The 12,328-nt window shown below is 61.5% G+C and carries 10 protein-coding genes; all 10 read left to right on the top strand.

The annotated features are described in order from the left end of the window. Positions 1-22: 22 nt before the first annotated feature. The 10 genes from DCC24_RS05860 to DCC24_RS05815 all read left to right on the top strand — a co-directional run bounded on the left by DCC24_RS05860 (position 23) and on the right by DCC24_RS05815 (position 12,319). Positions 23-748, top strand: coding sequence for an IclR family transcriptional regulator (locus DCC24_RS05860; RefSeq protein ID WP_158524609.1), 726 nt, complete (start codon positions 23-25; stop codon positions 746-748). A gap of 140 nt (positions 749-888) precedes the next feature. Continuing rightward, positions 889-2,535, top strand: a complete 1,647-nt coding sequence (locus tag DCC24_RS05855) for a thiamine pyrophosphate-binding protein (protein ID WP_110098990.1) — start codon at positions 889-891, stop codon at positions 2,533-2,535. 165 nt (positions 2,536-2,700) lie between these two features. Continuing rightward, a complete protein-coding gene (locus DCC24_RS05850; RefSeq protein WP_110098989.1) occupies positions 2,701-3,288 on the top strand; it encodes a TRAP transporter small permease in 588 nt (195 codons plus the stop codon). Then, a complete protein-coding gene (locus DCC24_RS05845; RefSeq protein ID WP_110098988.1) occupies positions 3,285-4,658 on the top strand; it encodes a TRAP transporter large permease in 1,374 nt (457 codons plus the stop codon). Before DCC24_RS05850 ends, DCC24_RS05845 begins: the two co-directional genes overlap by 4 nt. Before the next feature lie 36 nt (positions 4,659-4,694). Beyond that, positions 4,695-5,879 (top strand): TRAP transporter substrate-binding protein, encoded by a 1,185-nt coding sequence (locus DCC24_RS05840; protein ID WP_110098987.1) that lies wholly within the window; start codon positions 4,695-4,697, stop codon positions 5,877-5,879. Positions 5,880-5,956: 77 nt separating this feature from the next. Beyond that, positions 5,957-7,450, top strand: coding sequence for a fumarylacetoacetate hydrolase family protein (locus DCC24_RS05835; RefSeq protein WP_110098986.1), 1,494 nt, complete (start codon positions 5,957-5,959; stop codon positions 7,448-7,450). After that, positions 7,450-8,148, top strand: a complete 699-nt coding sequence (locus tag DCC24_RS05830; protein ID WP_110098985.1) for a GntR family transcriptional regulator — start codon at positions 7,450-7,452, stop codon at positions 8,146-8,148. Before DCC24_RS05835 ends, DCC24_RS05830 begins: the two co-directional genes overlap by 1 nt. A gap of 2 nt (positions 8,149-8,150) precedes the next feature. Continuing rightward, positions 8,151-9,659: a 5-carboxymethyl-2-hydroxymuconate semialdehyde dehydrogenase gene (gene hpaE, locus DCC24_RS05825; protein ID WP_110098984.1), complete on the top strand. Its 1,509-nt coding sequence runs from the start codon at positions 8,151-8,153 to the stop codon at positions 9,657-9,659. Between the two features lie 48 nt (positions 9,660-9,707). After that, the gene (hpaD, locus tag DCC24_RS05820) at positions 9,708-10,868 is read left to right on the top strand and encodes a 3,4-dihydroxyphenylacetate 2,3-dioxygenase (protein ID WP_110098983.1); all 1,161 of its coding nucleotides are present in this window, start codon (positions 9,708-9,710) and stop codon (positions 10,866-10,868) included. Positions 10,869-10,909: 41 nt separating this feature from the next. Further along, complete coding sequence (locus DCC24_RS05815) at positions 10,910-12,319, top strand: FAD-binding oxidoreductase (RefSeq protein WP_110098982.1); 1,410 nt, start codon at positions 10,910-10,912, stop codon at positions 12,317-12,319. Positions 12,320-12,328: the final 9 nt, after the last annotated feature.

Here is a 12,328-nt window from a genome sequence, read left to right as displayed (position 1 = left end):
CTGGCTTACAAGGAGGTGTGTCGTGGCAGACCCGGTTACTCGGTCCGCAGGATCACAAACCCTCAGTCGCGGTCTTCGAGTACTGGAAGTGCTCGCTAATTCCCCGTCTGCGATGAGCATCGACCAGGTCGCTCACGCTTTGGGGCTACACCGCTCGGTGTGCTACCGGCTGGTGCGCACCCTGGAAGACCACGGGCTGGTGGTGCGTGATCAGCTGGGGAAACTCGCGCTAGGTGTACGACTCGTGGCCTTGGGCGCCTCGGTCGAGCGAGATATGCGTGCCACTGCCCTGCCCTTATTGACCCTGGCCGCTCAACGGTTAGTCATGACCTGCTTTCTGGCCATCGAAGACCGCGGGGAATGCTTGACGGTCACCAGTGTGGAACCTCCCCACCAAGAAACCGTCATCGCCCAGCGCCCCGGCGCGCGCCATGCCATCCAGGACGGGGCCACCGGAAGAGCGATCTTGGCGATCATGGATGAGGCTTGCTGGCCAGAGGGCATCAGCGACGAGGTGCGAGCCAATGTCCACGAGATCAGGCAGTGCGGTTGGGCGGAGTCCTACAGTCAGGTCATCCCCGGGCTGTACGGCGTCGCGATCCCAGTGCGCTTCGAGGACGGTCGGCTGGGATCGGTTGGAGCGTTGAGTCTTTTCCACGCCACGGGCGAGCATCTCAACCGTGTCTTGGAAGGCCTGTGCACAGTTGAGACCGGACTTGTTGAAGCTGGCGTGTGTACTTTAAGGTAGGGGTGTCGAAGGTCATAGTGGGCTGAACCAACTGTGACGCCTTCTCGGCCTGGCGTTTGAAAAAGAAACGCTAACTCTTCGGTGAAGAGCCAGACATATATGGAATCGATCGACATATCTGTCTGTTGGGAGCGTTTCATATGCCAACTGTTGCTGCTGTTCTTGCCGATGCCCTCCACCGTCACGCCACCGCCTTCTTCGGGCTGATGGGCAATGGCAATGCCTATTTCATTGACGCGCTACATCAGCTCGGCACCGACATCGTGCCGGTCCGCCACGAAGTCGCCACGGTAGCCTCCGCCGATGCCTACTACCGGGTGCGCCAAGAACTCGCGGTGGCCACCACGACCTATGGGCCGGGCTTTACCAACACGCTGACCGCGCTCGCTGAAGCCTCGCTGTCGCGGATCCCGCTGATCCTGGTGGTCGGAGACCAGCCCACCCCGGGGCGTCGCCCCTGGGATATCGACCAAACCGCCGCCGCGGCCTCCATGGACGTGCCGACACTGACCGTTGAGCCCTCCAACGCCGGCACCGTAGCCATCTCTGCTGTCGAACGAGCCGTGTCGCTACAACGCCCCGTGGTCCTCGCAATTCCCTATGACTTGGCCACCGCTGAGGTCAGCGCCGGTGGTGCCGTCATCCCCGAGCTCACCCCTAAGGCGCCGAGCCCGGTAGTTGATACCAAGACCATCCACAACATGGCCACTGCCTTGCGAGAGGCTTCCCAGCCACTCATTCTGGGCGGTCGCGGTGCCCGTCAGTGTGCCGGGGCCTTGCGTGAATTGGCCGGCCTGCTCGGCGCCGATGTGGCTACCTCCGCACCCGGGCGCGGACTGTTCGACACCGATGGCACCGACGGATTTACCGATTTGGGCGTGTGCGGAGGATTCGCCGCCCCGGGCTCCGCCCAGCGCATACGTGAAGCCGATGTTGTCCTGGTAGTGGGAGCCGGACTGAACCAATTCACCATGGCCTTTGGTGAGGCCTTCGGCCCCGAGGCGCACGTCATCCAGATTGACAGCGAACCACAGGCCACCCACGCCCGCGTCAACCAGTTCCTCAGCGCTGATTCCGCTACCGCCGTCCCCGCGCTACTGGATGCGTATAAAGCCACCACCTCTGCGACCGAGTCGCGGGCGAAGACTGAAAACACCGAAGACATCGCTCGCGAGCTCCGCGCCTATGAGACCGGCACCGAATTCGGCCCCACCGGTGGGCTCGACCCCCGCGCGCTGAGCACCCGGTTGAACGAGCTGCTGCCACCAGACCGGATCTACATCACCGATGGTGGCCACTTCATCGGCTGGCCCAATATGTTCTTCGACGTGCCCGAGATCGACCACATGATCTTGCTGGGCACAGCCTTCCAAACTATTGGGCTGGGTTTCTCCGCCTCTGTCGGAGTTGCTCACGCTGCCCCGGAGAAAACCACTGTGCTGGTCACCGGTGACGGGGGTGGCATGATGGCCTTCGCTGATGCTGAATCCCTGATCCGTACTGCCAAGAGCGCCGTGGTCATCGTTTTCAACGACGCCGCCTACGGGGCTGAGGTCTTCCAATACGGCAGTAAGGGATTGGCCGAAGAACCCATGCGCGTCGGCGAGATCGACTTCGCCGGGCTGGCCACCAGTCTGGGCGCTCGCGCCTGCGTGGTCCGCAGTTTCAACGACCTGGAGGACTTCACCCAGTGGGTTGCTGACGGCGCACACGGCACCTTCGTATTGGACTGTCGCGTCGACGGGAGCATCGTCGCCCCGTATATGCAAGAGATCGCGGGGATTTAACGCTGTATACCGCCCTGCCACTGTGAATGATGTCATGTGGTCTATATGACATGAGATCTCAGATCGTATATAGTCTGAGCTCAGCGGGTATGACCTAGACCACTATGCAGCGGTTGAAACGCCCTCTCTCATCACACTCCCACCCTGAGAAAGTAGCAGTGGACCATGGAGAAACTAATACGCATTGCGGTTCGTTTTCTCGCAGTGCTCTCAGCGATCGCAGTCGTCGTGATGGTCATTGCCATCGCCATCGATGTCTTTGCACGCAATATCACTGGTGCATCGTTACCGGGCATGATCGAAATCGCCGAAACAGCCATGGTGACCGCCGTAGCCTTCGGTCTGGCCTGGGCCGGACTGAACGGCGAACACGTCGCGGTTTCCCTGGTGACCGACCGTTTTGGTCCCGGATTGACCAGAGCTACCAATGTCTTCGTCTGGGCCCTGGTGACTCTCTACACCGGCTGGCTCTCCTACGCCAACATCATGCGCGCCATCGATTCCTTCATCTTCCGTGAAACCCGCTTTGGCATCGTGCAGTGGCCGATGTACCCGATGCGCTGGATTCTAGCGATCGGCCTGCTCTCTTTGTTGTTGGTGGCCGTCCTTAACCTGGTGCGCACATTGCGTGGCCAAGAACCCACCGGCCACGCCGATGAGGTCCAAGCCGCTCTGGCCGACCAGCCGGATGTCGTCTCCAAAACATCCGCCAGCATCGCAACTTCTACCGCCGAAGGAGGCCGTGCATCATGAGTCTCGGCGCTGTCGTGATCCTCGTGCTGGTGCTGATGCTGGCACTGCTACTGCTCCGAGTCCCCGTGGCCGTCTCCTTGGGTCTGGCCGGTGCCATCGGCCTGGTGCTTTTGCATGGATTTAACCATGCCACCCTGGAACTCGGTGCTGACCCGTTCTCCCAGATCGCATCCTTCTCATTGACCATCGTGCCGATGTTCGTGCTCATGGGCATGTTCGCAGTACGAGCCCATGTGGCCGAATACGTCTTCGCCATCGCCGACCGCGTGTTGAGCCGTTTTCCCGGCGGGCTTGGTGTCGCCACTGTGGTCGCCTCGGCCGGTTTCTCCGCGGTCTCCGGTTCCTCGATCGGTACCGCGGCCACGATGGCGCGCCTGGCTGTCGGAGAAATGCGTAAATCTGGGTACCCGGCTCACATGGCCACCGCCTTGGTTGCGGTCGCCGGAACCCTGGGATCGATGATTCCGCCCTCGACTTTCCTCGTCCTTTACGCCATCCTCTCTCAGCAATCGGTAGGAGAAATGCTGGCCGCCGGTATTGTCCCCGGCGCGCTCTCTGCGTTGGCCTATGCCATCTGGATCGGCTTTGCCGGCTGGCAGCTCCGCCATCGTGGCCAGGTTGTCGCAGACGCAGAGAACGTCCAAGATGCCCTGAGCCAAGCCAAAGCCATCCAGGCGGAAAACCGTCGCCACGCCCCGTTGTCCTCTCTGCCGTGGCGCGGTCTGGGCTACATTCTTCTGCTGTTCGCCATCGTGCTGGGCGGGATGTACTCCGGGCTCTTCACCGCCACCGAGTCCGCTGCATTCGGCGCGATTGCCGCGGTGCTGATTCTGATCTGGGAATTGCGTAAACAAGGCGCCAAGGGCATTTGGCAGGGTATTAAAGGCGCCCTGGAATCCACGGCGGGGACCACCGCGATGGTTTTCTTTATCATCATCGGTTCCGGAATTCTCTCAGCCTTCTTCGTCTCCGCTGGCGTGCCGGGAATGGTCACCGCCGCAGTGAGTAGCTGGAACCTGTCACCGACCTGGATCATGCTGATTCTACTGTTGTGCCTGGTACCGATGGGGATGGTGCTGGAATCGTTGTCCCTGCTGATGATCTCGGTTCCGCTGATCCTGCCGGTCGCCCTAGAATTCGGCTTCGACCCAATCTGGTTGGGCATTCTGATCGTGAAATTCATCGAAATTGGCATGGTTACTCCGCCGGTGGGCATCAACGCCTTCGTCGTCTCTGGCGCCACCGGCGTGAAATCCGAGACCGTCTTCCGCGGTATCATTCCGTTCTTTGTTATCGACATGATCTTGATCCTGATCTTCTTCTTCACCCCGGATCTGATCCTGTTTTTGCCCGGATTAGTACAGAACTAGCCCTGGGTGAGCCCTGGCGCAGAAAGAAGTGAACTCATGAACTGGACGACAAAAACTGCCCGTCGCGCACGAACCTCGACCCGTGGCTTGCTGGCGGTCGCCGGTATCGTGGCTGGCTCGCTGACGTTGACTGCCTGTGAAGAGGGCGTGGTCGACTGGGAACGAGCAGATCAGACCGATGCCGAATACATCTTCACCCAAGCCAACGGCGCCAGCGTGGGGACCCAGCACGAGCTGGTTGCCGAAGCCTATATGGACGCGGTCGAAGAAGCTTCCGATGGGCGTATCGCCTTTGAACGCACCCCCTTCCAAGCCATCTGCGATATGGCCGATGTCGCAGACTGTATACGTGACGGTCGTGCCGACTTCGGACTAACCGTCACCGATTACACCCCACACCTGCTACCCACCACCTCCGTGCTGTCCATCTCGTTCAAAACCGATGACATTCAAGCAGCTACCCAGGCGCTTTACGAACTCCACCGCGAGTACGAGCCAGCCAAAGAGGTTATGGAGAAAGCTAACCTGGAACACGTTTCAACGTGGCCGGTAGGCGCGCTGCTCATCGGGGCGAAGACCCCGATTGATGGATTTGAAGATCTCGATGGGCTCCAGGCTCGCGCAGCCGGTCCGGTCACTCAGCGCTCGCTGGAAGATGCCGGAATGAATGTCAGCGCCATCACCGCCGGAGAAACCTATGAGGCACTACAGCGCGGAGTAATTGACTCGGTGGCCTCCTCGCTGGACTTCGGCGTGAACTTTGCCATCACCGAACAACTTCCTTATTGGGTCGACCCTGGTTTTGACCAATACACCGCCTACGGCATGTGGTGGAATAAAGACTCCTATGAGTCCTTGCCTGAGGACCTGCAGGCCACCGTGGATGACGTAACGAAGGAATTCAATGAGGGCAAGACCATTGACGTTGCCAACGGTGAGCTGGAAAATATCTGTGATGAGATGCTCGACTCCCCGGACGTGGAAGATTTCGACACTTGGTCCGATGAGGAAACTCAGAAATGGAAAGACATCGCTGCCGAGGGGGCCGAGGAAACCTGGTTGGATGTGATGGACTCGTTGGATTTCGAGAACGCGGAAGAATACCTGCGGGTCTACAACGAGAAGTACGAGTCCCTGAAATCTCCGGAAAACCCAGACGATGCCGGTATCGCCTGCGCTCAGCGCTGGCAAGAACGTCACGGCGATGCATCAAATAAGTGATTGTGACACCCTGACCCCATCGCATAGAATGATATACGATTTCGAATACTCTCAGATCTGCTGAGCAGGAGGCCTGCATGCCGAACCCTCTCCACGACGTTCCCGTCACCCCGGGCAAGATTATTGCGGTGCACGTGGCCTTTGAGTCTCGCGCCGCCCAGCGCGGTCGGCGCCCGGCCACCCCGTCTTATTTCCTTAAGCCCACGAGCTCCTTATCGGGCTCCGGTGCCGACGTAGCACGCCCCGCCGGGACCGAGCTGATGGCTTTTGAGGGCGAAATCGCCCTGATCATCGGGGAACCGGCCCGCCGGGTCTGCCTCGAAGACGCCTGGAAGCATGTGGCTGGGGTGACCGCCGCAAACGACCTGGGCATCTACGACTACCGCCCGGCAGATAAGGGCTCTAACCTCCGCTCCAAGGGCCGGGACGGTTACACGCCCCTGGGCCCGACCGTGATTGACGCCCACAGCATTGATCCGACCGCACTCCGGTTGCGCACCTGGGTCAACGGTGAGCTGGTCCAGGAGGATGGCACCTCCGAGGACCAGCTGATCTTCCCGCTGGCTCAGTTCGTGGCCGACCTGTCGCAGCACATGACCCTGGAAACCGGTGACGTGATCCTGACCGGTACCCCGGCCGGCTCGTCAGTGGTGGCCCCCGGCGACACCGTGGAGGTCGAGGTCGATGCCCCCACCGCCACGGGCGCACCCACCTCGGGTCGGCTGATCACCCACATTACGGAGGGCCCCGGCGACTTCGACCCGGCGCTTGGGATGTTGCCGGCTGTCGATGAAAAGCAAGCCGAAGACGCTTGGGGATCCCGTGAAGCCGCCGGTCTGCCACCGGTTGCAGATCCCACCGCGGCGCTCCCTGATGAGTTGCGGACCAAGCTGAAGGTAGCGCCCACCGCCGGACTATCGGCCCAATTGCGTTCCCGCGGTCTGAACAACGTCGTCATCGAAGGCGTGAAGCCCCAAACCGCGGGCACCAAGATGGTCGGGGTGGCCAAGACCCTGCGTTTTGTGCCCAACCGTGAGGACCTCTTCGGCAGCCACGGCGGTGGCTACAACGCCCAAAAACAGTGCTTTGATGCCGTCCGACCGGGCGAAGTCATTGTCATTGAAGCTCGCGGTGAAGCCGGCTCTGGCACCCTGGGCGATATTCTCGCCCTCCGCGCCCAGTACAACGGAGCCGCCGGTGTGGTCACCGACGGGGGAGTCCGCGACTACGCCGAGGTTCAGCGTATCGGCCTACCGGTCTTCACCCAGACCGCGCACCCGGCCGTGTTGGGGCGTAAGCACGTGCCCTGGGAGGTCGATGTGGCCGTTAGTTGTGGCAACGCCACGGTGCTCCCCGGCGACGTGATCGTTGGTGACGACGACGGGGTGCTTGTGATCCCGCGCGATCTCGCCGACGAAGTTGTCGAGGCCGCTCTGGCCAAAGAGCACCAGGATGAGTGGGTGGCCAACCAGGTTCGAGCCGGCGCACCGATCAAGGGCACCTTCCCGCCCACTGGCGAACAGAAAGAGGCCTATGAGCGCTACGTCGCCGAAAGCGGGGAACAGAACTGATGACCCCACCGACCACAACCGAGACCGAGCAATTGTCCAAAGCCCAGATTGCTTACCGGTGGATTCGGCAACGGATCTTCACCCAAGAATTCAGCCCCGGCTACCGGCTGGTGCTGGCCACCATCGGTGATGCCCTGAATATGTCGGTGGTACCGGTGCGGGAGGCCATCCGCCAGTTGGAAGCCGAAGGACTGGTGACCTATCAGCGCAATGTGGGCGCACACGTATCGATGGTGGATGAATCCCAGTACATCAACTCGATGCAGACCGTGGGCATTCTCGAAGGGGCCGCAACCGCCGCGGCTGCCCCGCATGTGAGCGCAGATGATCTGGCCGAAGCCCGGGCGCTGAATGCGCAAATGCAGCGCTCGCTGTCACATTTCGACCCGGCCAGCTTCACCAAAACCAACCAGGCCTTCCACCAGGTGCTCTTCGCTCGGTGCCCGAACCAGCGACTGACCGATCTGGTCTATGCCGAATGGGACCGGCTGAACCACCTGCGGGAATCCACCTTCTCCTTCGTACCCGGACGCGCCACCGAATCGGTGGCCGAACACGCCCACATTCTGGACCTCATTGCCGGCCATGCGTCCGCGATCGAGATTGAACAAGCCGCCCGAGACCACCGCAACGCCACGCTGACCAGCTACCTGAACAGCCCCGAACACCAGAACCGATCGACCCTAGGAAAGTACTGACTGTGACTGCCACCTCCCAACGCCCCGCCAACCTGCCCGATCAGATCCGTCACTACATCGGTGGCGAGTTCGTTGATTCCCTTGACGGTGACACGTTCGAGGTGCTCGACCCGGTCACCAACGAACCCTATATCAAGGCTTCCTCCGGGAAGAAAGCAGATATCGACCGTGCCGTGGCTACCGCCAAGGACGCTTTCAACAACGGCCCCTGGCCGACCATGCTGTCACGCGAACGCTCCCGCGTGTTACACAAGATCGCCGATGTGGTCGAATCCCGCGGTGACGAGCTGGCCGCCATGGAATGTTTCGACACCGGTCTACCGATTACCCAGGCTCTGGGCCAGGCCCGTCGTGCCGCCGAGAACTTCCGGTTCTTCGCCGACCTAATTGTCGCCCAGCACGATAACGCCTTCAAGGTGCCGGGCCGCCAGGCCAACTACGTCAACCGCAAGCCGATCGGTGTGGCCGGGCTGATCACCCCGTGGAATACCCCGTTCATGCTGGAATCCTGGAAGCTCGGCCCGGCCATTGCCACCGGGAATACCGTGGTGCTCAAGCCGGCCGAATTCACCCCGCTGTCAGCGTCGCTGTGGCCGGGCATCTTTGAAGAGGCCGGACTACCGACCGGTGTGTTCAACATGGTCCAGGGTTTCGGTGAAGAAGGTTTCGCCGGTGACTCGCTGGTCAAGCATCCCGACGTTCCGCTGATCTCCTTCACTGGTGAATCGAAGACCGGTGAGATCATCTACGCCAACGCCGCCCCCTATCTGAAGGGTCTGTCCATGGAGCTGGGCGGTAAATCCCCGGCCGTGGTCTTCGACGATGCCGATCTGCAGACCGCAATTGACGCGACCATTTTCGGGGTGTTCTCCCTGAACGGTGAACGCTGCACGGCCGGCTCCCGCATCCTGGTGCAGCGCGGGATCTACGATGAGTTCGTTCAGCGCTACGCCGCCCAGGCCAAGCGGGTCACGGTGGGTTTGCCCTCAGAGAAGACCACCGAGGTCGGCGCCCTGGTCCACCCCGAGCACTTCGAGAAAGTCATGTCCTACGTGGAGATCGGCAAGAACGAAGCCAACCTGGTCGCCGGTGGCTCCCGTCCCGAGCAGTTCCCCGACGGCAATTTCGTTCAGCCCACCGTTTTCGCCGATGTCTCCCCGGACGCCCGGATCTTCCAGGAAGAAATCTTCGGCCCCGTGGTGGCCATTACGCCCTTCGACACCGAAGAAGAAGCCCTTCAGCTGGCCAATAACACCAAGTACGGTCTGGCCGCCTACATCTGGACCAACGATCTGAAGCGCGCCCACAATTTTGCCCAACACGTTGAGGCCGGCATGGTGTGGTTGAACTCTAATAACGTCCGCGACCTGCGCACCCCCTTTGGCGGGGTCAAGGCCTCCGGCCTGGGCCAAGAGGGCGGTTACCGCTCCATCGACTTCTACACCGACCAGCAGGCCGTGCACATCAACCTCGGCGAAGTCCACAACCCGGTCTTCGGCAAGCAGGACTAAGCGCACCCCAGGCCGCTGACCCTCGTGAGCACAGAAAGAACAGAGACCATGACTGATATGAAGGATCGCACGCTGACCTCCTCGGGATTCTATGTCTCCCAGGAGACCCCGATTCAGACTGATAACCCCATCCCCAGCCCGAGCGTGGAAGCACCCGATGTGTTGCGGTGCGCCTCGATGGAACTGGTCGTCACCGACCTGGCCGCCTCCCGGGAGTTCTACGTGGACGTGCTCGGTTTGGTGGTCACCGCAGAAGATGAGCACACCATCTACCTACGGTCGATGGAAGAGTTCATCCACCACAACCTGATCCTGCGCGCCGGCCAGCTGCCCGCGGTGGCGGCGTTTTCCTACCGCGTGCGCACCCCGGAGGACCTCGACAAAGCCGTGGCCTTCTACGAAGAACTCGGCTGCCGGGTCGAACGCAAAAAGGACGGGTTCGTCAAGGGCCTGGGTGACTCGGTGCGCGTGGAAGACCCACTGGGCTTCCCCTATGAGTTCTTCTACGAGGTCGAGCACGTCGAGCGTCTGGCCTGGCGCTACGACCTCTACAGCCCCGGGGCCCTGGTGCGTCTGGACCACTTCAACCAGATCACCCCCGATGTCCCCCGGGCAGCCCGCTACATGCAGGATCTAGGTTTCCGCGTCACCGAGGATATTCAGGACGAGCACGGCGTGGTCTATGCGGCCTGGATGCGACGCAAACCCACCGTGCACGACACCGCCATGACCGGCGGTGACGGCCCGCGGATGCACCACGTGGCCTTTTCCACCCACGAGAAGCACAACATTCTGGCCATCTGCGACAAGATGGGGGCCTTACGCATCTCCGACCGCATTGAGCGTGGCCCGGGACGGCACGGTGTCTCCAATGCCTTCTACCTCTACCTGCGTGACCCGGATGGCCACCGCGTGGAGATCTACACCCAGGACTACTACACCGGCGACCCGGACAACCCGGTGGTCACCTGGGATGTGCACGACAACCAGCGACGTGACTTCTGGGGCAACCCGGTTGTACCCTCCTGGTACACCGACGGTTCCCTGGTCCTGGACTTGGACGGCAATCCGCAGCCGTTGACCAGCCGAGAAGAAGACTCCGAAATGGAGGTCACCATCGGCGCCGACGGCTTCTCCTATACCCGCGAATCCGGTGAAGAAATGCCCGACTGGAAGAAAGGCGAATATAAGCTGGGCAACCAGCTCTAGACTGAAAGACAGTCCGCCTCCACGCTGGAAGGAAACACCGTATGAGCACCACCGAGAATTTCTCCACCGTTCTGGCCGAGTTGCGCGACCAGCTACCTGCCGATGCGGTGGTGGACGATCCCCGGGCGTTGAGTGTGTATCAATACGATCGTTCCGGACATCTCAGCGACACTGTGCCCTCAGCTGCGGTCTTCCCCCGCACCGTCGAGGAGGTTCAGCACATCGCACGGGTGTGCTTCCACCATCGGATCCCGATGGTGCCTCGTGGCGCGGGGACCGGGCTGGCCGGTTCGGCCATCGGTAGCACCGGTGAGATCATGGTCTGCACCGACCGGATGAACCAGATCCTGCAACTGCAACCCGAGAACCGTTTGGTCACGGTCCAGCCGGGCATCCTCAACGGAGAACTCAACACCTACCTGGCCACCCAGGGCTTCTGGTGGCCACCGGACCCGGCCTCCAAAGACATCTCCACCGTGGGTGGCAATATCTCCATGAATGCCGGAGGGTTGCTCTGCGCCAAATATGGGGTCACCCGTGAAGCGGTGCTATCGTTGCAGGTCGTGCTCGCCGACGGGTCACTGATCACCGTCGGGCACCACACCGTCAAAGGCGTGACCGGCTACGATTTGTGCGCGTTGCTGATCGGCTCCGAAGGCACCTTGGGCATCATCGTCGAGGCCACCCTGAAAATCCGGCCCCTCACCCCGGGTAGCACCGTCACCCTAGGCGCCTCGTTTCCGACCGTGACCGATGCGGCAGAGGCCGCCTCAGCGGTCACCCGCCACGGCCACACCCCGGCGATGATGGAGCTGCTCGATGACCTCACCGTGGCGTTGGTGACAGAACACACCGGCGAAAACTTCGGCTCCGGCAACTCCTTCCTGCTGATCCAAACTGACGGACCGGCCGCCGCGACTGAAGCCGAAGAGATTGGGGCGATCCTCACCGACCACCAGGCCGAGCTGACCATCACCGACGACCCGGAAGAATCCCAGCGCCTGGTCGGTATCCGTCGCAGTGTCTTCCCCTCTCTGGAGGCCAAAGGACAGTTACTGGTCGAAGATATTGCCGTGCCCCGGTCCACAATGGCCGAAGCCTTCGCCCGAATTCGCGACCTCGAACAAGCCTCCGGGATCAAAATCCCCACCGCCTGCCACGCCGGAGACGGCAACCTGCACCCGGTATTTGTCGTCGAAGGTCAAGACCACGGCCAGAACCGCGAGGTGCCCGAGGCCATCTGGGACGTGGCCGGACAGGTCTTTACCATGGCCCTGGAATTGGGTGGCACCCTCACCGGTGAACACGGGGTGGGCGTGCTGAAATCCCGGTGGCTGCCCGACGAGCTGGGTGACGTGCAGTACCGGCTGCAACAGAACATCAAAGCCGCCTTCGACCCCCACAACTTGATGAACCCGGGCAAAGTCTTTCGCCCGGCACCCACCGCCTAAGGACAGCCC

The sequence above is a fragment of the Auritidibacter sp. NML100628 genome, assembly GCF_003185985.1.
GTDB classification, from domain to species: Bacteria; Actinomycetota; Actinomycetes; order Actinomycetales; family Micrococcaceae; genus Auritidibacter; species Auritidibacter ignavus.
The sequence above is the reverse complement of the archived record's forward strand: the minus strand, read 5'-3'. Positions and strand labels throughout refer to the sequence as shown.

Coding starts and splice junctions, on each gene's coding strand:
- DCC24_RS05815 (WP_110098982.1), top strand. CDS start 10,910: ATGAGCACCACCGAGAATTTCTCCACCGTTCTGGCCGAGTTGCGCGAC.
- DCC24_RS05835 (WP_110098986.1), top strand. CDS start 5,957: ATGCCGAACCCTCTCCACGACGTTCCCGTCACCCCGGGCAAGATTATT.
- DCC24_RS05850 (WP_110098989.1), top strand. CDS start 2,701: ATGGAGAAACTAATACGCATTGCGGTTCGTTTTCTCGCAGTGCTCTCA.
- DCC24_RS05845 (WP_110098988.1), top strand. CDS start 3,285: ATGAGTCTCGGCGCTGTCGTGATCCTCGTGCTGGTGCTGATGCTGGCA.
- DCC24_RS05840 (WP_110098987.1), top strand. CDS start 4,695: ATGAACTGGACGACAAAAACTGCCCGTCGCGCACGAACCTCGACCCGT.
- DCC24_RS05830 (WP_110098985.1), top strand. CDS start 7,450: ATGACCCCACCGACCACAACCGAGACCGAGCAATTGTCCAAAGCCCAG.
- hpaD (WP_110098983.1), top strand. CDS start 9,708: ATGACTGATATGAAGGATCGCACGCTGACCTCCTCGGGATTCTATGTC.
- DCC24_RS05855 (WP_110098990.1), top strand. CDS start 889: ATGCCAACTGTTGCTGCTGTTCTTGCCGATGCCCTCCACCGTCACGCC.